A 23,548-nucleotide genomic window follows, 5' to 3' on the forward strand; every position below is an offset into this window, starting at 1 on the left:
GGTTCGCTAACTACCAGTGTGACACATATTAGATGCGTATACATGTAATAAGCGCCCCGGCGGCCCTGGCATTCCCCCCGTTCCCGTGATGTCCCTCATGCCCGTCCGCCGATTCGACTGCGACGCGAAGGGCGGCCCCTGACGTGGGACCGCCCCGCGGAGAGCGCATGGCCGCCACCCCGCGGGCGGCCACGAAAACTAAATGAGCATCAGGGTCTTGTTCGTCGCCGCCGTGACTTCGTCCAGCAGATCGGGGTTGTCGTTGAGCCGGGTGCCGTGGCTCGGGATCATCTCGGCCAGCTTCGCCTCCCACGAGGCGAACTTCTGCGGGAAGCAGCGGCGCAGGACCTCGATCATGATCGGGGCGGCGGTGGACGCCCCCGGAGAGGCGCCGAGCAGACCTGAGATGCTGCCGTCGGCGCTGGTGATGACCTCGGTCCCGAACTGCAGCACTCCGCCCTTCTTCGCATCCTTCTTGATGACCTGGACGCGCTGGCCGGCGCTGATGAGCTCCCATTCGGAGCCGTTCGCCGCCGGGAAGTACTCGGTAAGGGCCTCGTCCTTCTTCGCCCGGGACTTCGCGACCTCCTTGATGAGGTACTTCGTCAGGTCCAGGTTGTCCTTGCCGACCGCCAGCATCGGGAGGATGTTGTGGGCGCGCACCGAGAGCGGCAGGTCCAGCAGCGAACCGGTCTTGAGGAAGTTCGTGGAGAAACCGGCATAGGGACCGAACATCAGGGACCGCTGACCATCAACGAACCGCGTATCCAGGTGGGGGACAGACATCGGCGGGGCGCCGACGGAGGCCTGTCCGTACACCTTGGCGTGGTGCCGGGAGATCGTCGCCTCGTTGGTGTTGCGCAGGAACTGCCCCGAAACGGGGAACCCGCCGAAGCCCTTGATCTCCGGAATGCCCGCCCCCTGGAGCAGCCGCAGGGCGCCGCCGCCGGCGCCGACGAACACGAACTTCGCCGTCACCGTCCGCGACTGGCCGGTGGCGTTGTTCTTGACGGTGAGGTTCCAGCCGGAGCCCGCACGGTCCAGCTTCGTGACGCGGTGCCCGAAGTTCAGGTCGGTCCCGACCGCGCCGAGGTGGGTGGTGAGCTGGCGGGTCAGCGAACCGAAGTCGACGTCGGTTCCGCCCGCGACGCGGGAGGCGGCGACGCGGACGTTCGCGTCGCGGCCCTCGGCGACGAGGGGAGCCCAGTCCGCGATGGTGGCCAGGTCCTCGGTGTGCTCGATCGTCTCGAAGAGCGGCTGGGCACGCAGCGCTTCGTAGCGGGTCCGTAGGTAGTCGGCGTGCTGGTCGCCGATGACGAAGCTCATGTGCGGCAGTGCGTTGATGAACGTCTTGGGCGAACCGATGAATCCGTTGCCCACCATGTGCGCGTAGAACTGGCGCGAGACCTGCCACTGTTCGTTGATGCCTATGGCCTTGGCCGGATCCACGGTCCCGTCGGCGGCGGGGGTGTAGTTCAGTTCGCAGAGGGCGGAGTGTCCGGTGCCGGCGTTGTTCCAGGGACCGGAGGACTCGAGGCCCGCCTGGTCCAGGTTCTCGAAGAGGCCGACGCTCCAGTCCGGCTGGAGCTCCTTCACGAACGTGCCCAGCGTCGCGCTCATGATGCCACCGCCGATCAGGGCGACGTCGAGGTTCTGCGATGAGGTGGGGGCGGGCACGGGGTTTCTCCATCCGACGGGTCTGGTGGCTTAGGGCAAGGTTAGCGCCCAGCCGCAACGGGCGGGAAATCAAGGTGACGCATCGCGGGACTCACGTGGCGAGCGTCACGCGGTCCATCACTTCGTCCAGCACCGGGCTGGAGGGATAGCTCACCACCCGGTCGCTGACGGCGACGGCGGAGATCGGGAAGGCGATGGGCAGCGCCGGCAGGTCCTTGGCCACAAGTTCGCCGATCCGCTGGTAGGCGGCGGTGCGATCGTCGCCGTTGGGCATGGAGCGCGCGGCGACCACCATCGTCCGCAGTTCGGCCGAATCATGGCTGAATTGCGCCGACAGGGTCCCGAAGAGCGATCCGATGAAGTGGTCCGGATCGCGGTAGCTTCCGTTCCAGCCGAGCAGGTGGAAACCGGCGGTCCTGCCGGACAGCACGGCGTCGACGTACCCCTCCGACCATTCGATCGGAACCGGCTTGATGTTGAAGCCGACTTCCGTGAGCTGGCTGCTGAGTTCCGCATAGATCCGCTCGGGCAGGGGCAGATAGGCCCGCGTGGCGTTCAGCGGATAGAGGAAGGGGATGGGCTCGCCGTCGTACCCGGAGGCCTCCAGCAGTTCGTTCGCCATCGACGGGTTGTACCCGTGGTAGGTCTCGGCGTTCGGAACGCCGAGGCTGGGTGGGACGAAGCCACGGGCCTCCTTGGTGCCGGCGATGAAGTACCGCTCGATGAGCTGTTGGCGGTTGACCGCGTGGGCGGCGGCCCGGCGCACATCTGCGGAGGCGAGCTGGGGATTGGACTGGTTCATGCCCAGATACAGGACCGAGAAGGGGTCGCGCTGAAGGACCTGCTGGCCCGCCCGCACCAGGTCCCTGAGTTCCTCGAGCGTGACCATGTCGTAGCCGTCGACCGTTCCGCGGCGCAGTGCGCGCAGCCGTGACGGGGCATCGCGTAGTACCTCGAAGGTCACGGAGTCGATTTTTCCGTCGTCCCGCCAGTGGTTCGGATTGGCCTTCAGGGTGACGGAAGTGTCCTCCTGCGCGGCGAAGGCGAAGGGTCCGGTGCCCACGGGGCGTTTCCCGAAGGGCGAGACGCTTCGCCCGGAACCGTCGTCGGCGGGGTGGTCGGCGTCGAGCTCCCGGAGTGCCTGCGGCGAGGCCATCCCGAACCCGGGCAGCGTCAGGGCCTCGATCAGGCCGGTCAGGGGTTTGCGCAGCTCCAGCACGAATGTGCCGGCGTCCTGGGCCCGGCAACCGCCGTAGTAGCTGCCGCCAGGGACGGCGGACCCGTCCTCGCCGCCGGCCTCGTCTTCTGGGTCCGCGTCGCCTTCCGCGGGCAGGTCGCTGTGGTGGAACACCGATTCGAACGCCTGGCCGGCCAGCCCGCCCAGCTTCCGGCGCAGGGCCGCCCACCGCTCGAAGTTGGCCACCACGGCCTCGGCGTCGAAGGTGGTTCCGTCGTGGAACACGACGTTCCGCCTCAGGGCAAAGGTGTGTGTCAACCCGTCGCCCGATGATTTCCATGCCGTGGCAAGCCCCGGCGTCGGGGCTCCCGTGTTGGGATCGACGCCGACGAGCCCCTCGAAGATCTGCCGGGTGATGCGCAACGAATCGGTGTCCGCCACCAGGGCGGGATCAAGGGTCTCCGCCGCGCCTGATGCGCCAAACGTGAACTTCACCGGCGCACCCGGCGTCGGCGTCGCGGATTCGCCGGCGGTGCCCAGTGGCGGCTGTCCGGCGCCCGTGCAACCGGTGACGGACGCGAGCACCACGGCCCCAAGGCCCAGCATCGAACGGCGCGTCGGAAGCAACGCCGGTGCGTCGACCGCGGGGGATTCACCGTCGGTGAGGGGGCTGCGCTGCACGCTGTGTTGCTCCTTGCCGTCAGTGGTGGGGGATGGCTGTCGGCGGGAAGAATATGGGCCTCCGGTCGGTTCCGGAGGCCCATCCCGGGATCGCGGGGATCCCATGTTTCGTGCGAGCGGGGGGACTTGAACCCCCACGTCCGAAGACACTGGAACCTAAATCCAGCGCGTCTGCCAATTCCGCCACGCTCGCGGGCCGTCGGCTCCCGGATCGCCGACGTCGGGCGGTCCCTGGGCAACGCGGCCGGTGGACCGCGGGAGCCTGAACCAGTGTAGCCGAAACGGGCAGGCGGCCCAGGAGTCGCCGGGGCCTACGCGGCGTCGATCCCGAGGTCCCGGCGGAGCTTGGCGACGTGCCCCGTGGCGCGGACGTTGTACTGCGCCTCGAGGACCTTGCCGGCCTCGTCCACGACGACGGTGGAACGGATGAGTCCCTCGTACGTGCGGCCGTAGTTCTTCTTCTCGCCCCATGCGCCGAATGCCTCGGCGACGGCGTGGTCCTCGTCGCTCAGCAGCGGGAAGGTGAGCGCCTCGGCGTCGACGAACTTCTTCAGTTTCGCAACGGGGTCCGGGGACACGCCGAGCACGGTGTAGCCGGCGGCGGCCAGCGCCTCGAGGCTGTCGCGGAAGTCGCAGGCCTGGGTGGTGCATCCGGGCGTCGAGGCGGCCGGGTAAAAGTACACGACGACGCGGGATCCGGAGAAGTCCGACAGGGAGAGGGGATTCCCCTCGGCATCCGAGAGGGTGAACTGCGGCGCGGTGTCGCCGGTGGACAGGCGGTTGGTGGTCGTCATAACGCTCCCTAAGTAATGGCGTGCTGCTTCGTCCCGGGGTATAGCAAAAGGAGGCCGACCCGTCGGGCCGACCTCCTTCCTGCGTGTGCACCCCCCGGGACTTGAACCCGGAACCCATTGATTAAGAGTCAATTGCTCTGCCAATTGAGCTAGAGGTGCATCATGCTCTGCGGCCCGTCCGTTTCCGGCCCGGCCGCTTTCGCAACGGGATGAAACACTACCAGCGTCTTGACGGCGATGCAAAACGGAAGAGGCCATTGAGTTGCAGGTCACAAGTCCCTACGTGGCGTCTGCCGGCCGGGGTTCTTCGAAGGCATCGACCAGCGTCATGAACTCGTCCATGAAGGCGACGAAGTCGAGAGCGTCCGCGCCCTGGTCCAGTCGGACCCGGCTGGCCGCGCCGGGGGCCACGGAGGCCGGCACATCGATGGTCGGGGTGCCGGCGACGTCGAACCGGAAGACCCGGCCGGTGCTGGTGCCGACCTCGTGCCCGCCGGCCCGGACCTCCGCGAGGTGGCTCAGGTTGGTCAGGTTCACGGCGACGGCCGGCTCAAGCGCGGCAAGGGTGGCCGGGTGCAGCGGCGCGATGACGATTTCCATGGGTTGCCGGCGGAAACCGACGACGAAGCGGCCGCCCTCGCCGGCGCGCCCGGCCGCGTAGACCAGGTTGTAGCTGCCGAAGTTGGGGATCTGTTCGTCGAATGCGTGGTGCAGGTGGGCCTTCAGTGCCGCGTCGCCACCGTTGGCGTTTTCGTGGGTGCCCATGTCCCCAGTCTAGGCGGGGCGCGTTCCCGCGCCGCGCAATGAACGCTTCACGTGCGGGTCACGGGTTCGTGGTCGCCGGTCCGGAGTCCTAGAATCGGGTTCATGAGCCAGGACACCACCCCAGACATCAAACCCCGTAGCCGCGCGGTCACCGACGGCAACCACGCCATGCCCGCGCGCGGCATGTTCCGCGCCGTCGGAATGGGCGACGACGACTTCGCCAAGCCGCAGATCGGGGTGGCGAGTTCCTGGAACGAGATCACGCCGTGCAACCTGTCCCTGAACCGTCTGGCGCAGAGCTCCAAGGAGGGCGTCCACGCCGGCGGCGGCTTCCCGATGCAGTTCGGAACCATCTCCGTCTCCGACGGGATTTCGATGGGACACGAGGGCATGCACTTCTCGTTGGTGTCCCGTGAAGTCATCGCCGACTCCGTCGAGACCGTCATGATGGCCGAGCGCATCGACGGGTCCGTGCTCCTCGCTGGCTGCGACAAGTCGTTGCCCGGCATGCTGATGGCCGCCGCCCGCCTGGACCTGTCCTCGGTGTTCCTCTACGCGGGAACGATCATGCCCGGCTTCGCGCGAATGAGCGACGGCTCGGAGAAGGAGGTCACGCTGATCGACGCCTTCGAAGCCGTCGGCGCGGCCGCGGCCGGGAAGATCAGCCAGGAGGACTTCGACGCCATCGAGCGGGCCATCTGCCCGGGCGAGGGTGCCTGCGGCGGGATGTACACGGCCAACACCATGGCGTGCATCGGCGAGGCGCTGGGGATGTCGCTGCCCGGATCAGCGGCCCCGCCGTCGGCCGACCGCCGCCGCGACATGTACGCGCGCAAGTCGGGCGAGGCCGTGGTGAACCTGCTGCGCAAGGGCATCACCGCGCGCGACATCATGACCAAAAAGGCGTTCGAGAACGCGATCGCCGTCACCATGGCATTCGGGGGTTCCACGAACGCGGTCCTGCACCTGCTCGCCATCGCGCGCGAGGCCCAGGTCGACCTCTCGTTGGAGGACTTCAACCGCATCGGCGACAAGATCCCGCACCTCGCGGACCTGAAGCCATTCGGCCGGTACGTCATGTTCGACATCGACAAGATCGGCGGCGTACCGGTCATCATGAAGGCACTGCTCGACGCCGGCCTGCTGCACGGCGACTGCCTGACCGTCACCGGCAAGACGGTCGCCGAGAACCTGGCCGACATCAACCCGCCGGCACTCGACGGCGAGGTGCTGCGCACGCTGGACAACCCGATCCATAAGACGGGCGGCATCACGATCCTGCACGGTTCGATGGCGCCAGAGGGCGCCGTCGTGAAGAGCGCGGGCTTCGACGCCGACGTCTTCGAGGGCACCGCGCGCGTCTACGAGCGCGAACAGGGCGCCCTGGACGCGCTAGACAAGGGTGAGATCCACGCGGGCGACGTCGTGGTCATCCGCTACGAGGGCCCCAAGGGTGGACCCGGCATGCGGGAGATGCTCGCCATCACCGGCGCGATCAAGGGCGCCGGACTGGGCAAGGACGTGCTGCTTCTCACCGACGGCCGCTTCTCCGGCGGCACCACGGGGCTGTGCATCGGGCATGTCGCGCCGGAGGCGGTCGACGGCGGTCCCATCGCGTTCGTCCGCGACGGCGACCGCATCCGGGTGGACATCGCCGCGCGCACCTTCGACCTCCTGGTGGAGGGGGATGAGCTGGAAACGCGTAAGGAAGGCTGGACCCCGCTCCCGGCGAAGTTCACCACCGGCGTGCTCGGCAAGTACGCCAAGCTGGTCCACTCGGCCAGCACGGGGGCGTACTGCGGCTGACCTGCGGCGTGTCCGATGGGTGGATGTCCACCCATCGGACAAGTTGTCCGTATTATGAGACAAGCAGTGGGTTTGTTGACAGTCCCCCCGGGCCGGGGAAGACTGGCAACATGCTGATTCGCACCGAAGTCCTACGAGTTACCAGGCGCGTGGCCTAGGCCCTCGTTGGTAGGACCGGTGACGCGCAAACCCCACTGATGCCGCAAGGCCAGAGGGGTTTTTTCATGCGCAGAACACGCAGGACAAGAGAAGAGAAGGAAGAATCCTATGAGTAACGGAACACCCATCAGCCCTTCGCTGGTGGCCAAGGCCGCTGGCCGTGCCAAGGATCAAGCCCCCGTCTCTTCCGTCGTGGATGCGTCGAGTCCCGTTCAGGGGCCGAACAACATCATTGCGCCCACGGAGATGACTGGCTCACAAGCCATCGTCCGCTCATTGGAAGAACTCGGCGTCACAGACGTCTTCGGGTTGCCTGGCGGGGCCATCCTCCCCACCTACGACCCGCTGCTCGAATCGACCAAGATTAACCACATCCTGGTCCGCCACGAACAGGGTGCCGGCCACGCCGCACAGGGTTATGCCATGGTCACCGGACAGGTCGGCGTCTGCATCGCGACGTCGGGCCCGGGCGCCACCAACCTCGTCACCGCGATCGCGGACGCGCACATGGACTCGGTCCCGATGGTCGCCATCACGGGCCAGGTCAACAGCGCGTTCATCGGCAGCGACGCCTTCCAGGAGGCGGACATCGTCGGCATCACGATGCCGATCACCAAGCACTCGTTCCTGGTCACCAGAGCCTCGGAGATTCCGCGCGTCATGGCGGAAGCCTTCCACATTGCGGCGACGGGGCGACCCGGACCCGTGCTGGTGGACATCACCAAGGACGCCCAGACGTCCATGGCGGAGTTCTCCTGGCCACCGAAAATCGACCTGCCCGGGTACCGCACCGTCATGCGCGGCCACGCAAAGCAGGTCCGCGAAGCGGCCAAGCTCATCGCCGCCTCGCACAAGCCCGTGTTCTATGTGGGCGGCGGCGTGATCAAGGGCCACGCCTCGGCCGAGCTCCTCGAGCTGGCCGAATTCGTGGGGGCGCCCGTCGTGACCACGTTGCAGGCCCGGGGCGCGTTCCCGGACTCCCACGAGCAGCACGTGGGCATGCCGGGCATGCACGGCTCGGTCTCCGCGGTGACGGCGCTGCAGCAGTCGGACCTGCTGATCACCCTCGGTGCGCGGTTCGACGACCGCGTCACCGGTGTCCTCAGCTCGTTCGCGCCCCAGGCCAAGGTCATCCACGCGGACATCGATCCGGCGGAGATCTCCAAGAACCGCACGGCCGACATTCCGATCGTCGGTTCGGTGAAGGAGATCATCCCCGAACTCCTTGAGGCGTGCCGCACGCGATTCGAGGCGGAGGGCGCACCGGACCTGTTGTCCTGGTGGGCCACGCTCAACCGGCTGCGCGAAACCTACCCGATCGGCTACACCGACACGGCGGACGGACTCTCGGCCCCGCAGAACGTGATCGGCCGAATCGGCGCGCTGACCGGGCCCGAGGGCGTGTACGTCGCCGGCGTCGGGCAGCACCAGATGTGGGCGGCGCAGTTCATCAAGTACGAGCGCCCGCACCAGTGGCTGAACTCCGGCGGGCTCGGAACCATGGGCTACTCGGTCCCGGCCGCCATGGGGGCCAAGGTCGGCAACCCGGACCGCGTCGTGTGGTCGATCGACGGAGACGGCTGCTTCCAGATGACCAATCAGGAACTGGCCACCTGCGTGATCAACAAGATCCCCATCAAGGTCGCGGTGATCAACAACTCCTCGCTCGGGATGGTTCGCCAGTGGCAGACCCTCTTCTACGAAGGCCGGTACTCCAACACCGACCTGAACACCGGGCACGGAACGGTTCGCGTCCCGGACTTCGTCAAGTTGGCCGATGCCTATGGCTGCGTGGGCCTGCGGTGCGAACGCGACGAGGACATCGACGCGACCATCGAGGCGGCGCTGGCGATCAACGACCGTCCCGTCGTGATCGACTTCGTCGTCAGCCGCGACGCCATGGTTTGGCCCATGGTTCCGTCCGGCGTCCCCAACGACGCCATCCAGATTGCCCGAGACATGACCCCCGAATGGGAAGAGGAGGACTAGGGCATGGCACGCCACACCCTTTCCGTGCTCGTGCAGGACGTTCCCGGCGTCCTCACCCGCGTCGCGGGGCTGTTCGCCCGCCGCGCGTTCAACATCCACTCGCTGGCCGTGGGCCCCACGGAGGTCTCGGGCATGTCCCGGGTCACCGTGGTCGTCGACGCGGAGGGCGACCTGCTGGAACAGGTGACCAAGCAGCTGAACAAGCTGATCAACGTCATCAAGATCGTCGAACTGACACCCGAATCCTCCGTGCAACGCGACCACATCCTGGTCAAGGTCCGCGCGGATGCCGCAACACGGCTGCAGGTAACCCAGGCAGCCGACCTCTTCCGTGCCTCCGTGGTGGACGTGTCCACCGACTCGGTCATCATCGAGGCCACCGGAACCGCTGAGAAGCTGACCGCCCTGCTGGCCGTTCTCGAACCCTTCGGCGTCCGTGAAATCGTCCAATCAGGAACCCTGGCCGTCGGTCGCGGTTCCAAATCGATGTCGGACCGCGCGCTGCGGTCCGTCTCCGCCTGATCCCCAGCCCCACATAGGAGTAATCACAGTGACCGACATGTACTACGACGACGATGCCGACCTCTCGATCATCCAGGGCCGCACCGTTGCCATCATCGGCTACGGCTCCCAGGGCCACGCCCACGCGCTGAACCTCCGCGATTCCGGCGTCGACGTCCGCGTTGGCCTGAAGGCCGGCTCCAAGTCGATCGCCAAGGCCGAGGCCGAGGGCCTGCGCGTCCTCTCCGTCGCGGACGCCACCGCCGAGGCGGACCTGATCATGATCCTCACCCCGGACCAGATCCAGCGTTCCGTTTACGCCGAGGAGATCGCCCCCAACCTGCAGAAGGGCGACGCTCTGTTCTTCAGCCACGGCTTCAACATCCGCTTCGGCTACATCACTCCGCCGGCCGACGTCGACGTTGCGCTGGTCGCCCCGAAGGCTCCCGGCCACACCGTGCGCCGCGAGTTCGAGGCCGGTCGTGGCATCCCGGACCTCATCGCCGTGGAACAGGATTTCACCGGCGCCGCCAAGGCCCTGGCGCTGTCCTACGCGAAGGCGATCGGCGGCACCCGCGCGGGCGTCATCGAGACGACCTTCACCGAAGAAACCGAGACGGACCTGTTCGGCGAGCAGGCCGTGCTTTGCGGCGGCACCTCGCAGCTGGTCCAGTACGGCTTCGAGGTCCTGACCGAGGCCGGATACAAGCCGGAGATCGCGTACTTCGAGGTCCTCCACGAGCTCAAGCTCATCGTGGACCTGATGTGGGAGGGCGGCATCGCGAAGCAGCGCTGGAGCATCTCCGACACCGCCGAGTACGGCGACTATGTTTCCGGCCCGCGCGTCCTCACACCCGAGGTCAAGGAGAACATGAAGGCCGTTCTCGCGGACATTCAGAGCGGTGCTTTCGCCAAGCGCTTCATCGACGACCAGGACGCCGGCGCGCCGGAGTTCCTGGCTCTGCGCAAGAAGGGCGAAGATCACCCGATCGAGTCCACCGGCCGTGAACTGCGCAAGCTCTTCTCGTGGGTCAAGAGCAGCGACGACTACACCGACGGCGTCACGGCCCGCTAGGTCCGGAACACCAACAGGCGACGGCGCCCGCCCAGGCTTCAAGCCCGGGCGGGCGCCGTCATATATGTCGTGGGTCCAGCCCCGCCGAAGGCGTAACATCCGGCGGCCGATCCGGCCGCCCGCCCGGCCGGAAGATAATCTTGGGTTCGGGCCCGCAACCCGGTCCGCGCAATCCCGCCCCACAGCCCCCCCCTTCACAGCAAAGGTGCCACCTCCGTGTCAGTGAACAAACCCGTCGTCCTCATCGCCGAAGAACTCTCTCCAGCCACCGTCGAGGCACTGGGACCGGACTTCGAGATCCGGCAGGCGGACGGCTCCGACCGGACCCAACTGCTCTCGGCAATCGCCGACGTCGATGCGATCCTTGTCCGCTCGGCAACGAAGGTCGACGCCGAGGCCATCGCGGCCGCCCCGAAGCTGAAGGTCATCGCGCGCGCCGGCGTCGGGTTGGACAACGTCGACATCAAGGCCGCGACGCAGGCCGGCGTGATGGTCGTCAACGCGCCGACGTCGAACATCATCTCCGCCGCCGAGCTGACGGTCGGCCACATCGTCTCCCTGGCCCGCCGCATCCCCGCCGCGAACGCGTCGCTGAAGGGCGGGGCCTGGAAGCGCGCCGCCTACACCGGCGTCGAACTGTTCGAGAAGACCGCCGGCATCATCGGCCTGGGCCGCATCGGCGCACTCGTCGCGGCCCGCCTACAGGGCTTCGGCATGGACGTCGTCGCCTACGACCCCTACGTCACCAGCGCCCGCGCGCAGCAGATGGGCGTCCGCCTGCTGGACCTCGACGAGCTGCTGGCCACGTCCGACTTCATCACCATCCACATGCCCAAGACGCCGGAGACGGTCGGCATGCTCGGGACCGAGGCGTTCGCCAAGATGAAGGACAGCGCCTACGTCGTGAACGTGGCCCGCGGCGGCCTCGTCGACGAGGCCGCGCTGTACACGGCGCTCAAGGAGGGCACCATCGCCGGCGCCGGCATCGACGTGTTCGTCAGCGAGCCAAGCACCGATCTTCCGTTCTTCGAGTTCGAGAACGTCACGGTCACCCCGCACCTCGGGGCCTCCACCGACGAGGCGCAGGAGAAGGCCGGTGTCTCCGTCGCCAAGTCCGTCCGGCTCGCGCTGAACGGGGAACTGGTCCCGGACGCGGTCAACGTCGCCGGCGGTGTGATCGACGAGAGCGTCCGCCCCGGCATCCCCCTGATCGAGAAGCTCGGGCGCATCTTCACCGCCCTCACGGAGGACTCGCTCACGGCGCTGGACATCGAGGTCGCCGGGGAGATCGCCTCGCTGGACGTCAAGGCCCTGGAGCTCGCCGCGCTGAAGGGCGTCTTCACCGACGTCGTCTCGGAGCAGGTCTCCTACGTCAACGCGCCGGTGCTCGCCGAACAGCGCGGGGTGACCGCCCGCCTGATCACCACGGCGGATTCGCCGGAGTACCGGAACCTGCTGACCCTCAAGGGCGCGCTGTCGGACGGCACGCAGCTCTCCGTCGCGGGCACGCTCACCGGACCGAAACAGATCGAGAAGCTCGTGGGGATCAACGGCTACGAGCTGGAGATCCCGATCGCCGAGCACCTGATCGTCCTGGTCTACCCGGACCGCCCGGGCGTCATTGGCTCGCTCGGCACGGCGTTCGGCACCCACGGCATCAACATCGCGGCCATGCAGGTGGCCCGCAAGGAGGAGGGCGGCCCGGCTCTGGCCGTCCTCGCCGTCGACTCCGCGTTGCCCGCCGGCGTGCTGGACGAGGTGCGCGCCTCCATCGGCGCCACGGTCGCCCGCGAGGCCAACCTCGCCGACTGATAACGGCACCGCGCGGTACGACGGCGGCGGGCGGCTTCACATCGAGGCCGTCCGCCGTCGTCGTACGGTAGATTTCTCGGGTGACTTCGACCCAGGACCAAACCCCGTTTTACATCACCACCGCGATCTCCTACCCCAACGGCGTGCCGCACCTCGGCCACGCGTACGAGGTGGTCGCGACCGACGCCATGGCCCGGTTCAAGCGACTCGACGGCTACGACGTGTTCTTCATGACCGGCACCGACGAGCACGGCCAGAAGATGCTCCAGACCGCCGAACGCGAAGGCATCACGCCGCGCGAGCTGGCGCAGCGCAACTCGGACGCCTTCCAGTCGATGAACGACGAGCTGGGCATCAGCTACGACCGGTTCATCCGCACCACCGACGCCGACCACTACGAGGCCGCGCAGGCGATCTGGAAGCGCATGGAGGCCAACGGGGACATCTACCTGGACAAGTACTCCGGCTGGTATTCCGTCCGCGACGAGGCGTTCCACAACGAGGAGGACACCGAGGTCCGCGACGACGGCGTCCGCTACGCCAAGGACACGGACACCGAGGTCACCTGGACCGAGGAGGAGTCGTACTTCTTCCGCCTGTCCGCCTATCGGGACAAGCTGCTGGACCTGTACCGCGAGCGGCCCGAGTTCGGAGCGCCGCAGTCGCGGTTCAACGAGGTGATCCGTTTCGTGGAGCGCGGGCTGGACGACCTGTCCATCTCGCGGACCACGTTCGACTGGGGCGTGCCCGTTCCCGGGAACAAGGACCACGTCATGTACGTGTGGGTGGACGCGTTGACCAACTACCTCACCGGCGTCGGCTTCCCGGACACGTCCTCCGCCGCGTTTCGGAAGTACTGGCCCGCGGACGTCCACGTGATCGGCAAGGACATCTCCCGCTTCCACGCGATCTACTGGCCGGCATTCCTGCTGTCCGCCGGGGTCGAACTGCCCCGGCGCGTGATGATCCACGGGTTCCTGAACAACAACGGCGTCAAGATGTCGAAGTCCCTGGGCAACGTGGTCCGTCCGGGCGATTGGATCGAGACGTACGGCCTGGACCAGCTGCGCTTCTTCCTGCTTCGCGAGGTGCCCTTCGGGGCGGACGGCGCGTACAGCCACGAGGCCATCGTGGGGCGCATGAACTCGGACCTCGCGAACAACCTGGGGAACCTTGCCCAGCGTTCGCTGTCCATGGTGGGCAAGAACTGCGGGGCCGAGGTGCCCGTGCCCGGGGCGTTCACGGCCGAGGACGAGGCCGTGTTGGCCGCCGCCGACGCGCTGCTCGCGGCGTCGCGCGACGCTTACTCCCGCCAGGAGTTCAGCCGCTCGCTCGAAGCCATCTGGACCGTGCTGGGGGACACCAACGCGTACTTCGCCGAACAACAGCCGTGGGTTCTGCGCAAGACCGACGCCGAACGCATGGGCACGGTGCTCTACGTGACGCTCGAGGTGCTGCGGAAGGTGGCCCTCCTGGTGCAGCCCGTGATGCCGGTTTCCGCCGGCGCGGTGCTCGATGCGCTGGGACAGCCGGAGGGTTCCGCGCGCTCCTTCGCCGCGTTCGGCTCTCGGATCGAGTCCGGGACGGCGCTGCCGGCGCCCACCCCGGTGTTCCCGAAGTACGAGGACCCCGCCGCGTAGCCTCAGCCGGCGTTAAACGCCAGATGCGGCCGGGATCCCCTTGAAACCAAGGTGGAATCCCGGCCGCATCGTGCGTTCGGGCCCGGTGGAACCGGGCGGATTGGTTACCTGTCCTGCGCCGTGCCCGGAGAGTGCGTGCCGGCGTCGGACGTCGTCGGTGAATCGCTGTCCTCCGGCTGTACCGCGAACGGCGCCGTTGCGGGAACCGCGATGGACCCGCGGACCGGGCCGATCCGGCGCTGCCGCAACGGGTCGCGTCGCAGATCCACGTAGAGGGATACGCACAGCCCGACGATGATGAGCACGAAAGGCGTCGCCGCGAGGATCGTGAAGGTCTGCAGCGCCTGCAGCCCGCCCACGTAGAGCAGGACGGCGGCGACCGTGCCGGACAGGAGAGCCCAGAGGATCACCAGCGGCTTCCACGGTTCCTGCCGGCCGCGCGAGGAGAGAGTGGCCAGCACCAGTGCTCCGGAATCGGCGCTACTGATGAAGAAGATCGCCGTCAGGAGCATGACCAGTATCGCGGCACCGATGAAGAACGGGTACTGCTGCAGCACGGCGAAGAAGCCGGCGGCCTCGTTCCCCGTGCCCGCGATGTCGTTCCCGCCGAGTTGCTGCTGGATGCCGGCGCCGCCGAAGACGGTGAACCACACGACGCTGACGGCCGAGGGGACCAGCAGCACGCTGAGGACGAATTCCCGGATGGTTCGCCCCCGGGAGATCTTCGCGATGAAGGTGCCGACGAACGGCGTCCAGGAGATCCACCAGGCCCAATAGAAGATGGTCCAGCTGGCCAACCACTCTGATCCGCCGAAGACGCCCGAGTTGAAGCTCAGCGGAACGAGCTCCGAGAGGTAGTTGCCGATGGAGGACGGCAACAGATCCAGGATGAAGACGGTCGGGCCGACGATGAATACGAAGACCAGCAGGACGAACGCGAGCACCATGTTCGTGTTGCTGAGCCACTTGATGCCGCGCGAGACGCCGCTGGCGGCCGAGAGGACCACGCCCACGCTCAGCACGCAGATGATGATGATCGGTGCGGCGGTGCCTGGGTCGTCGGAGAACTCGCCCGTCCGCAGCAGGGCAAGACCCGCGGCGATCTGGAGTGCGCCGAGGCCCAGCGAGGTGGCCGAGCCGAATTTGGTGCAGATGATCGCCAGGATGTCGATGGGCTTGCCCCAGCCCCGGTCTTCGATGCGCTCCCGGCCGAAGATGGCCTGGAAGGGCGAGCTCATGAGGTTGCCGCGTCCCATGCGATAGGTGGAGTAGGCCAGGGCCAGTCCCACCACCGAATAGATCGCCCAGGGGTGTAGCGCCCAGTGGAACAGCGTGTAGGCCATCGCGGAGTCCGCCGCCGTGGCCGAGCCGGCGGCCGCGTCGACGAAGGGCGGGGGAGAGGCGAGGTGGGTGACGGGTTCGTAGACGCCGAAGAACATCAGGCCGATGCCCATGCCGGCGCTGAACATCATGGCGATCCAGGAGAGCGTGGAGAACTCGGCTGTCTCGTTGTCCTTGGACAGTGGGATGTTGGCGTAGCGTCCGAACGCGAGGACCAGCGCGAACACGACGAAGCCGGTGGCTCCGAGGATGAACAGCCAGCCGAAGTTGCCGGTCACCCAGCCCAGAGCCGCGCTCACGGCCTCGCCAATGCCCTCGGTGAAGAACACACCGAGAAGGCAGACCGCGACGATGATGCCGAACGAGACGCCAAAGACGGTCTTGTCCACGGTGGCCCATCCGCGTTCGGGCGGATCGGCCGACGGTATCTCCTCCGAGGGGAGGTAGTCGGGGGTTTTATCTTTCATGCGCTCCACGCTACCCCGACACCAGCGGCAGGCGTTCCGTATAGTGGCAGGAATGAGTGACAGCTTCGATCCCATGAGCGCAAACAATCCGGCAGACGAGCACCGCGGAGACACGGGGACCATCGTCCTCGGCGGCCACGGGGAGGTGGCCAAGTACGACGTTCGGGCGGTCGCCATTGCGGAGTGTGACGCGGCGAACGCGGCCATCGCGGTGGCGATGGCCGCCGGAGGCCTACCGGGAGAGATCGTGGCGATGCTCCTGAGCACTCAAAACGACCTTTTCGACGTCGATGCCGACCTCGCGGTCCCGGTGAACGTCCCCGAGGTAAGGCCGGTCCGTATCTCGGAGGACCACGTGGAGCGGCTGGACCGCGCGATCGAGCACTACAGGGAGCAGGCGCAGGACCTGGATGGTCTGGTGTTGCCCGGCGGCACGGTCGCCTCCGCGCTCCTGTTCCAGGCCCGTGCCACCGTTCGCCGGGCCGAGCGTGCCGTGTGGGCGGCCGTGGACCAGTACCCGGAGACTGTCAATGCGGAAACGGGCCGGTATCTCAACCACCTGTCCACTCTGCTCTTCACGATTGCCCGCGGCGCGAACGCGGAGCATGGCGACGTCGTGTGGGTTCCGGGATGGTCCGTGGCGCCGGCCACGGACGAGCAGTAGGCGCGCCGGTAGGGGGCGGACTGGACTATTATTGACTGCCATGACCATTCGCTCCAGGGACCTGCGCCGGTATGCGCAGGCCGGCCACCACAGGTTCGATTCCCTGGAGGCGTTCACCGCGGCACCCATCAAGCCCGGCGTTAGCTCGGTTCTGATCAATAACCGCTGGCTGGACCTGCGCTTCGAGGACCGCGGTTCGGACACAACGCTGGTTTACTTCCACGCCGCGCTGCCGGCAACATGGGGCACCTACCCCTTCTTCGGGGGCAGCGGACTATTCAAGGGGGTCAGCGCCAACTACCTGGCCTTAAGCGATCCGCTCATCGGCGCCCGTGAATCTTTGGCGACGGGCTGGTTTGCCGGTTCCCGGCGTCTCGGGTCTCAGGCGGTCCTGCCGAAAGTGATCGATCACGCCGCAGAGACCGGGGGAGGGCATCGACTGGTGTTCTTCGGCGCCTCGGCCGGGGGCTTCGCCGCCCTCTACTACAGTGCCAGGTTCGCCGGCTCGGTGGCCGTCGTCGTCAACCCGGTGACTGATATAAAGCAGCCGGAGCAAATCTTTCCGCTCTATTCCGCGGCCGCTTGGGAAGGGCTTGACGAAGCCGGAATACTGCGGCGCATCGAATCGAGTGTTGTGGATCTCTATGCCCGTGGCACTTCCAATACCGTAATTTATCTGCAAAACCTTCAGGACCCCACATACGTGTGGGGGCACCTGCGCCCTTTTCTGATCAGCAATCCGGGACGAAGCAACATTCATCTACGGCTGGGCACTTGGGACCGGGGTCACGTGGTGCCACCTAAAGAGGTCATGCGTGAGGCAGTTGACCTTTTGCTCGAAGCGGACTCCGACTGTGGCGGCGGGCTCGACCCGAAGCTATACCGGCGGAGTCCTACGGCCGAGTATCTTTTGGCTGAACTGAGTGGAGCACAGGCATGAGGAACATCCTGATCTACGGTGGCTGCGTGACCCGCGATTGCTATGCGTATCTCCAAGACGACTATAGGATTTTGAGGTACGTCGCACGCCAGTCGCTGATCAGCGCCGGACACGCCCCGGTGGATATAGCGCCCGAGCAGTCTCGGTTGGACTCGAAATTCCAGAACGACCAGTTGCGCGGAGACATCGAATCCAGTTTCTTACCTGTGTTGCGCTCCCAGGCGGAGTCGGCGGATGCGATCATTTTGGATCTCGTCGTGGAGCGTCTGGGAGTCAGGAAACACGGGGACGGATTCATCACTCAGTCCAACGAACTGTCCAAGAGCGGCGCGGCGGCGTTGATGAATTCAAATGACGAGGTGGTCCGGTTCGCCACGCCGCGCCACTTTCGACTGTGGCAGTATTCCGCACGGCGCCTCGTGCAGACGTTGCGCCGCCGGGACGCTTTGGTGCGCACGGTCCTTTTCGATACGCCGTGGGCCTCGGAGAGCAACAGCGGTGTGGTCGTGCCGGGATACCGGGACCGGTCCTCGACGGAGATGAATGCTCTATACAGTCCGTATTACGCCTATCTTGAAGAACTCGGCATGCGAGTGGAACGTTTTCCGGAGGACGTCGTGGTGGCCGATGACGCGCACCGGTGGGGTGTGGCCCCTTACCACTACGTTCCGGCTGCCTATGAGTGGATGGCAGACGTGATCCGCAGTATCCCGCCGCGTCGGGGTTGAATTCCGCGGTTGTGTTGCCTTAGAAGTCCTTGAAATGCAGAGCCGCTGAGGCGGCACGTCTCTCCATGGTGTGTGCGTCGCGTATGGCGCTCCGCGGCGTCTCGAACATCGGCTCCGTACGGGTGGTGGCAGCGGTCCCAAGCGGTCGCAGATCCTTGAGCCGAGCCAATGCGACCTCCGTGTCGATTGGCCAGAATTTGGAAGGGATCCCGATGTGGCCAGGACCGATTTCCCGTCGTATAACCGCAATCCGTCCCCCTAGCGCCCGGTTCCCCTGCGATTTACCGCCGAGTTCCTCGAGCATGGGCGTGAGGTGGCTACGCGTGTGCCGCACATCGCCTGTGTTGTGTACGTAGTGGATCAGATTTCCGCGGTTCCATGATGGTGAATTGTAGAGATCGACCACCCGGAACCGTTGGGAATAGCCGTCCATGACGTCGTCGTAAGACATGCCGGGCCAAGCCGTACGAAGGGTCTGACGTATGGGATCCAGCAGTCCGTACCGGAGGATATCGGTTTGCGGAATCCTGGGTACGGCTACGGCGTGGGAAAAGCGCGCCGCAAATCTCATGCTGGTGAAACCGCCACCCGAGGAACCTTCAGTCACGACATATTCGCTCCTGGTGGTAGCCAGAAGCGTGCGAACGATCGCTTCCATCCAGTCATCGGGATTCACTCCGGGTGTGCCCAGATACCAGGACAGGCGATTGGCGGGGTTGAGCGTCAGCGTTGGGTCGGAGAATAGGACATAGGGTGAACCGGACATCCGAGAGCTACGCACAGGGGAGAAATAGTAGCGGCTCGTGTTGGAAGCCCCCTTGGCAGCATGGAATCCGACCCGCAAATCCTGCTGTGCGCCCGGAATGGAATTGACGAGAAACGCAAGTTCCATCCCATCGCCGATGTGCAACAGATAAATCCGCTCCGGGTCCTCCGGCGCGGGGCGGAAATCCTCCAATCGGGCCAGCTGTACCACCGGAACACAGTAGATGGGGTCGGTGTCCAGTATCTGTTGCATGGTGTTCGTCTCCGTCGCTGGCCAACCGCCCCGTCAGTCGGGTCCCTCAGTAAAGTGGCGACTTAGCGGCCCACCGGGGATCAGTGCGGAGTCGTCCCCCAATCGTACTGTCTGGGTAGGGCCAGACTGGGGCTGCACTGGGCGAGAGGACATTCCCATCGATTGGACTCGAAAACCATGTGACCAATATGTGAGACGGATTGCCCGCCATCTGGACAACCGCTTAATGTAGACGGATGAGCGCAACCATCGACCTGGCCGTTATCCCCGGGGACGGAATCGGCCCCGAAGTCATCGCCGAGGCCGTGAAGGTTCTCCGGCGTGCGACCCGTGACGAAACCGTCACCCTGCTTATGACCAACTACAGCCTGGGCGCGACCCACTGGCTCGAGACGGGCGAGACCCTTACCGACGAAACGCTCGTCTCCCTCCGCCAGCACGATGCGATCCTCTTCGGTGCGGTCGGGGCGGCCCCGGGGGACACGCGCATCCCGTCTGGGTTGATCGAGCGCGAGATGCTGCTCAAGCTTCGGTTCTCGTTGGACCACTACGTTAACCTTCGCCCCTCGCGGATCTATCCGGGTGTGCCCAGCCCGCTCGCGCACGCCGGCGACGTTGACTTCGTCGTCGTCCGCGAGGGAACCGAGGGACCCTACGTCGGGAACGGCGGTGCACTGCGCGTCGGAACCCCCCACGAAATCGCCACCGAGGTATCCGTCAACACGGCTCACGGTGTGGAGCGAGTGGTGCGGGACGCGTTCACGCGGGCATCGGCACGTGAACGAAAGCACGTGACCCTGGTCCACAAGCACAACGTCCTCGTCCACGCCGGACACTTGTGGCGCCGCACGGTCGAGGCCGTTGCGGCCGAGTTCCCGGACGTCCGGCACGACTACATGCACGTGGACGCCGCCACCATCCACATGGTCACCGATCCCGCGCGCTTCGACGTGATTGTCACCGACAACCTCTTCGGCGACATCCTCACCGACCTGGCCGGTGCCATCACCGGCGGCATCGGACTGGCCGCATCCGGAAACCTGAACATGGATCGGACGGCGCCGTCCATGTTCGAACCCGTGCACGGCTCCGCGCCGGACATCGCTGGCCAGCAGAAGGCGGATCCGACCGCGGCGATCCTGTCGGTCGCGCTCTTGCTCGAACATGTCGGCTTTCCATCGGCGGCGCGGCGCGTCGAGGCCGCTGTGGAGGCGGACATCTCCTCGCGCGCCGAGCTCTCCGACATCCGGACGACCGCCGAGATCGGCGATGCAATAGCAGCGGCCTTGTCATAAGCTGGGGAGGCTCCCGCGGGGGCCCGCGGTGGAGTGCGAAGGGCACGCCACCGGCCGAATGTCGAAGAGGAAGTGCGCCAGCGCCATGGAATTCTCCCAGCAGCTCTCCACCAACCCGAAGAGCGCGGATCAGCGCGCCGAGATCCTGGCGAACCCCGGATTCGGCGACCATTTCACGGACCACACCGCCGTCGTCGATTGGACGTGGACGTCCGAAGACGGCGGACGGTGGCACGACGCGCGCATCGAGCCGTACGGACCCATCGCCATGGACCCAGCCGCCGCCGTTCTGCACTACGGTCAGGAGATTTTCGAGGGACTCAAGGCGTACCGCCACGCGGACGGCTCAGTGTGGACTTTCCGCCCCGAAGAGAACGCGGCCCGGTTCAACAAGTCCGCCGTGCGTCTGGCGCTGCCGGAGTTGCCGGAGGAGGCGTTCGTCGACTCCCTTCGCCAACTGGTGTCGACCGACCAGGCCTGGGTCCCCACCGGGGACGGCGAGGCACTCTACCTGCGTCCCTTCATGATCGCCACGGAGGCGTTCCTCGGTGTGCGGCCGGCCAGGGAGGTGTCTTACCGCGTGATCGCCTCCCCGGCGGGGAACTACTTCGGCGGGGAGTTGAAGCCCGTGTCCATCTGGCTATCCACGAACTACGCCCGCGCCGGCCGCGGTGGCACCGGCGAGGCGAAGTGCGGCGGCAACTATGCAGCGTCCCTCGCCGCCCAGATCGAGGCCGAGGCCCACGGCTGCAAGCAGGTCCTGTTCCTGGATCCCTTCAACGACAACGCGGTCGAGGAGCTCGGCGGCATGAACGTGTTCTTCGTCTTCAAGGACGGGACCCTGGTGACGCCGGCCCTCAACGGCACCATCCTCCGCGGAGTTACCCGCTCATCGGTGCTCCAGCTGGCTCGCGACCGCGGAATGCGAGTGGAGGAACGCAAGATCACCCTCGAGGAGTGGCGTCAAGCGGTCGACGACGGATCGCTGGCCGAGGTGTTCGCCTGCGGCACCGCCGCCGTCATTACTCCGATCGGCGAGTTGAAGACGGCCGAGAGTTCCATCGTCTCGCCCGCGGCCGGCCCTGACTCGGTCAGCATGCACATCCGCGCGCAACTGCTGGGCATCCAGACCGGTGCGGTGGAAGACACCCACGGCTGGCTGACCCGGCTGGCCTAGGCCCATGCGCATCCTGGTCACCGGCGGCGCCGGCTACATCGGGTCTCACACCGTTCTTCAGTTGCTCGAGGCGGGCCACGAGGTGCATGTCCTCGACAACCTCAGCAATTCTTCGCCGGAGGCGCTCCGGCGAGTAGCGGAGCTCGCCGGCCGTGCGGCGAGGCTACACCGCGTGGACCTGCTGGATGCGGAAGGCACACGAATGGCGCTGCGGACGGCCGACCCGGAGGCCGTGATCCACTTCGCCGGACTGAAGGCCGTGGGCGAGTCGTCGGAGAAACCGCTCTGGTACTACCGGAACAATGTCGTGGGCACGCTGAACCTGTTGGAGGCCATGGAGTCCCAGGGCGTACGCACGCTGGTCTTCAGCTCCTCGGCGACGGTGTATGGGGAGGCCGGTGGCGTGGTCCAGTACGACGAGGACCTGCCGCTGGCCGCCATGAACCCCTACGGGCGCACCAAGATGCACATCGAACAGATGCTGGACGATTTGGCGGCGTCGGACGCGCGGTGGGCTGTCGCGAAGCTTCGGTACTTCAACCCCGTCGGTGCCCACGAATCGGGACGCATCGGCGAGGACCCGCAGGGCGTTCCGAACAACCTGATGCCATATGTGGCACAGGTTGCCGTGGGCCGGCGCGAACGGCTCGACGTGTTCGGTGACGACTATCCCACCGCGGACGGCACCGGCGTGCGGGACTACATCCACGTCGTCGATCTGGCCACGGGCCACCTCACCGCGTTGGAATACCTCGTGGCCAACGGTGGTCTTCACGCGTGGAACCTGGGCAGCGGATCGGGATCCTCGGTACTCGAAGTGGTCCACGCCTTCGGGCGTGCCTCCGGGCGGGACATCCCGTACCGGATCGTTGAACGCCGCCCCGGCGACCTCCCGGCCTATTGGGCGGATCCGACGCTGGCCCGCGTGGAACTGGGATGGAAGTCCGAGCGCGGCCTGGAGGACATGGTGGTCGACGTCTGGCGGTGGCAGTCGGAAAACCCGGAGGGTTACCCGGCCGAACCCAATGATGAGGACGACGCCGCCTCCGACTAGGCTGGAGGGCATGCGTATTGCTCGATTTGTAGTTGACGGTGATCCCCTCTATGGCGTGGTTGAAGGCGACGAAGTGGCGGTGATTGCGGGGGATCCGTTCTTCCAGGGCGTGAAGCCCACCGGCGTGCGACACCCGCTGGACGACGTCCGCCTCCTGGCACCGATCATTCCGCGGTCCAAGGTCGTCGGGTTCGGCCGGACCTATGCGGACCACGCCCGCGAACTGGGCAACGAGGTGCCGGTCACCCCGCTGATGTTCCTCAAGCCGAACACCTCGGTGGCGGGTCCGGGCGATCCGATCACCCTCCCCGCCTTCTCGGAAGAGGTTTCCTATGAAGCCGAACTCGCAGTCGTGATCGGGCGCATCTGCAAGGACGTGCCCGCCGACAAGGTGGCTGACGTGGTCTTCGGCTACACCTGCGCCAACGATCTCACGGCCCGCGATGTCCAGAAGACGGACAACCAGTGGGCTCGAGCGAAGGGCTGGGACGGCTCCTGCCCGCTCGGACCGTGGATCGAGACCGATCTGGACGTCGACGACGTGCGGATCGTTGGTCGTCTCGATGGCGAGACCGTCCAAGACGGCAGCACCAGAAACATGGTCTGGAGCGTCGCCGACCTCGTTGCCTACGCGTCCCAGGCCTTCACGCTGCTCCCGGGCGACGTGATCCTCACCGGCACGCCGGCCGGCGTGGGACTGATCCGGGAGGGGCAGCGCTTCGAGGTGGAGATCGAGGGGATCGGTACGCTGTCCAACCCAGTGCGCAGCTAACGACGGTGTATGGACA

Annotated in this window: 19 protein-coding genes and 2 tRNA genes; 13 read left to right on the forward strand and 8 right to left on the reverse strand. The window is 66.4% G+C overall.

Annotation, left to right across the window (positions count from 1 at the left end; all coding sequences use genetic code 11):
• Positions 1–198: 198 nt before the first annotated feature.
• The 6 genes from ACHAAJ_RS04535 to ACHAAJ_RS04560 all read right to left on the reverse strand — a co-directional run bounded on the left by ACHAAJ_RS04535 (position 199) and on the right by ACHAAJ_RS04560 (position 5,094).
• Positions 199–1,677 (reverse strand): malate:quinone oxidoreductase, encoded by a 1,479-nt coding sequence (locus ACHAAJ_RS04535; protein WP_435726733.1) that lies wholly within the window; start codon positions 1,675–1,677, stop codon positions 199–201.
• 91 nt (positions 1,678–1,768) lie between these two features.
• Positions 1,769–3,535, reverse strand: coding sequence for an ABC transporter substrate-binding protein (locus tag ACHAAJ_RS04540; protein WP_435726734.1), 1,767 nt, complete (start codon positions 3,533–3,535; stop codon positions 1,769–1,771).
• A gap of 111 nt (positions 3,536–3,646) precedes the next feature.
• Positions 3,647–3,728 (reverse strand) — tRNA-Leu (locus ACHAAJ_RS04545).
• A gap of 118 nt (positions 3,729–3,846) precedes the next feature.
• Positions 3,847–4,329 carry a thioredoxin-dependent thiol peroxidase gene (gene bcp, locus ACHAAJ_RS04550; protein ID WP_435726735.1) on the reverse strand — a complete coding sequence of 161 codons (483 nt, stop codon included), beginning with the start codon at positions 4,327–4,329 and terminating at the stop codon, positions 3,847–3,849.
• Between the two features lie 86 nt (positions 4,330–4,415).
• A tRNA-Lys gene (locus ACHAAJ_RS04555) sits at positions 4,416–4,488 on the reverse strand.
• Positions 4,489–4,608: 120 nt separating this feature from the next.
• Positions 4,609–5,094 (reverse strand): hypothetical protein, encoded by a 486-nt coding sequence (locus tag ACHAAJ_RS04560; RefSeq protein ID WP_435726736.1) that lies wholly within the window; start codon positions 5,092–5,094, stop codon positions 4,609–4,611.
• Between the two features lie 102 nt (positions 5,095–5,196).
• Between ACHAAJ_RS04560 and ilvD the strand changes: the two genes are divergently transcribed.
• The 6 genes from ilvD to metG all read left to right on the forward strand — a co-directional run bounded on the left by ilvD (position 5,197) and on the right by metG (position 14,076).
• Positions 5,197–6,900, forward strand: a complete 1,704-nt coding sequence (ilvD, locus tag ACHAAJ_RS04565; protein WP_435726737.1) for a dihydroxy-acid dehydratase — start codon at positions 5,197–5,199, stop codon at positions 6,898–6,900.
• A gap of 267 nt (positions 6,901–7,167) precedes the next feature.
• Entirely contained in the window at positions 7,168–9,048 is a 1,881-nt protein-coding gene (locus ACHAAJ_RS04570) for an acetolactate synthase large subunit (RefSeq protein WP_435726738.1), read from the forward strand.
• A 3-nt stretch (positions 9,049–9,051) separates the two neighbouring features.
• On the forward strand, positions 9,052–9,570 hold the full coding sequence (gene ilvN, locus ACHAAJ_RS04575; protein WP_435726739.1) for an acetolactate synthase small subunit: 519 nt from the start codon (positions 9,052–9,054) through the stop codon (positions 9,568–9,570).
• A gap of 28 nt (positions 9,571–9,598) precedes the next feature.
• Positions 9,599–10,624 (forward strand): ketol-acid reductoisomerase, encoded by a 1,026-nt coding sequence (gene ilvC / locus ACHAAJ_RS04580; RefSeq protein WP_435726740.1) that lies wholly within the window; start codon positions 9,599–9,601, stop codon positions 10,622–10,624.
• A 222-nt stretch (positions 10,625–10,846) separates the two neighbouring features.
• The gene (gene serA / locus ACHAAJ_RS04585; protein WP_435726954.1) at positions 10,847–12,436 is read left to right on the forward strand and encodes a phosphoglycerate dehydrogenase; all 1,590 of its coding nucleotides are present in this window, start codon (positions 10,847–10,849) and stop codon (positions 12,434–12,436) included.
• 80 nt (positions 12,437–12,516) lie between these two features.
• Complete coding sequence (gene metG / locus ACHAAJ_RS04590; protein ID WP_435726741.1) at positions 12,517–14,076, forward strand: methionine--tRNA ligase; 1,560 nt, start codon at positions 12,517–12,519, stop codon at positions 14,074–14,076.
• Between the two features lie 104 nt (positions 14,077–14,180).
• On the opposite strand, the gene ACHAAJ_RS04595 is transcribed toward metG, so the two are convergent.
• Positions 14,181–15,884, reverse strand: a complete 1,704-nt coding sequence (locus ACHAAJ_RS04595; protein ID WP_435726742.1) for a BCCT family transporter — start codon at positions 15,882–15,884, stop codon at positions 14,181–14,183.
• Between the two features lie 52 nt (positions 15,885–15,936).
• Here ACHAAJ_RS04595 and ACHAAJ_RS04600 point away from each other — a divergent pair, with 52 nt between their 5' ends.
• From ACHAAJ_RS04600 to ACHAAJ_RS04610, 3 genes are read left to right on the forward strand one after another with little or no spacing between them, the layout of a single operon-like run.
• Positions 15,937–16,548: a cob(I)yrinic acid a,c-diamide adenosyltransferase gene (locus ACHAAJ_RS04600; RefSeq protein ID WP_435726743.1), complete on the forward strand. Its 612-nt coding sequence runs from the start codon at positions 15,937–15,939 to the stop codon at positions 16,546–16,548.
• A 40-nt stretch (positions 16,549–16,588) separates the two neighbouring features.
• Positions 16,589–17,488 carry a hypothetical protein gene (locus ACHAAJ_RS04605; protein WP_435726744.1) on the forward strand — a complete coding sequence of 300 codons (900 nt, stop codon included), beginning with the start codon at positions 16,589–16,591 and terminating at the stop codon, positions 17,486–17,488.
• On the forward strand, positions 17,485–18,216 hold the full coding sequence (locus tag ACHAAJ_RS04610; protein WP_435726745.1) for a DUF6270 domain-containing protein: 732 nt from the start codon (positions 17,485–17,487) through the stop codon (positions 18,214–18,216). Before ACHAAJ_RS04605 ends, ACHAAJ_RS04610 begins: the two co-directional genes overlap by 4 nt.
• A 19-nt stretch (positions 18,217–18,235) precedes the next feature.
• On the opposite strand, the gene ACHAAJ_RS04615 is transcribed toward ACHAAJ_RS04610, so the two are convergent.
• Entirely contained in the window at positions 18,236–19,234 is a 999-nt protein-coding gene (locus ACHAAJ_RS04615; protein ID WP_435726746.1) for a hypothetical protein, read from the reverse strand.
• Positions 19,235–19,470: 236 nt separating this feature from the next.
• Between ACHAAJ_RS04615 and ACHAAJ_RS04620 the strand changes: the two genes are divergently transcribed.
• From ACHAAJ_RS04620 to ACHAAJ_RS04635, 4 genes are all read left to right on the forward strand, one after another.
• Positions 19,471–20,529, forward strand: coding sequence for a 3-isopropylmalate dehydrogenase (locus tag ACHAAJ_RS04620; protein ID WP_435726747.1), 1,059 nt, complete (start codon positions 19,471–19,473; stop codon positions 20,527–20,529).
• A gap of 85 nt (positions 20,530–20,614) precedes the next feature.
• Positions 20,615–21,706 (forward strand): branched-chain amino acid aminotransferase, encoded by a 1,092-nt coding sequence (locus ACHAAJ_RS04625; RefSeq protein ID WP_435726748.1) that lies wholly within the window; start codon positions 20,615–20,617, stop codon positions 21,704–21,706.
• A 4-nt stretch (positions 21,707–21,710) separates the two neighbouring features.
• Complete coding sequence (galE, locus tag ACHAAJ_RS04630; RefSeq protein ID WP_435726749.1) at positions 21,711–22,760, forward strand: UDP-glucose 4-epimerase GalE; 1,050 nt, start codon at positions 21,711–21,713, stop codon at positions 22,758–22,760.
• Between the two features lie 10 nt (positions 22,761–22,770).
• Entirely contained in the window at positions 22,771–23,532 is a 762-nt protein-coding gene (locus tag ACHAAJ_RS04635) for a fumarylacetoacetate hydrolase family protein (RefSeq protein WP_435726750.1), read from the forward strand.
• Positions 23,533–23,548 lie beyond the last annotated feature (16 nt).

The organism is Arthrobacter arnarulunnguaqae (genome assembly GCF_051262515.1).
GTDB lineage: Bacteria > Actinomycetota > Actinomycetes > Actinomycetales > Micrococcaceae > Arthrobacter_N.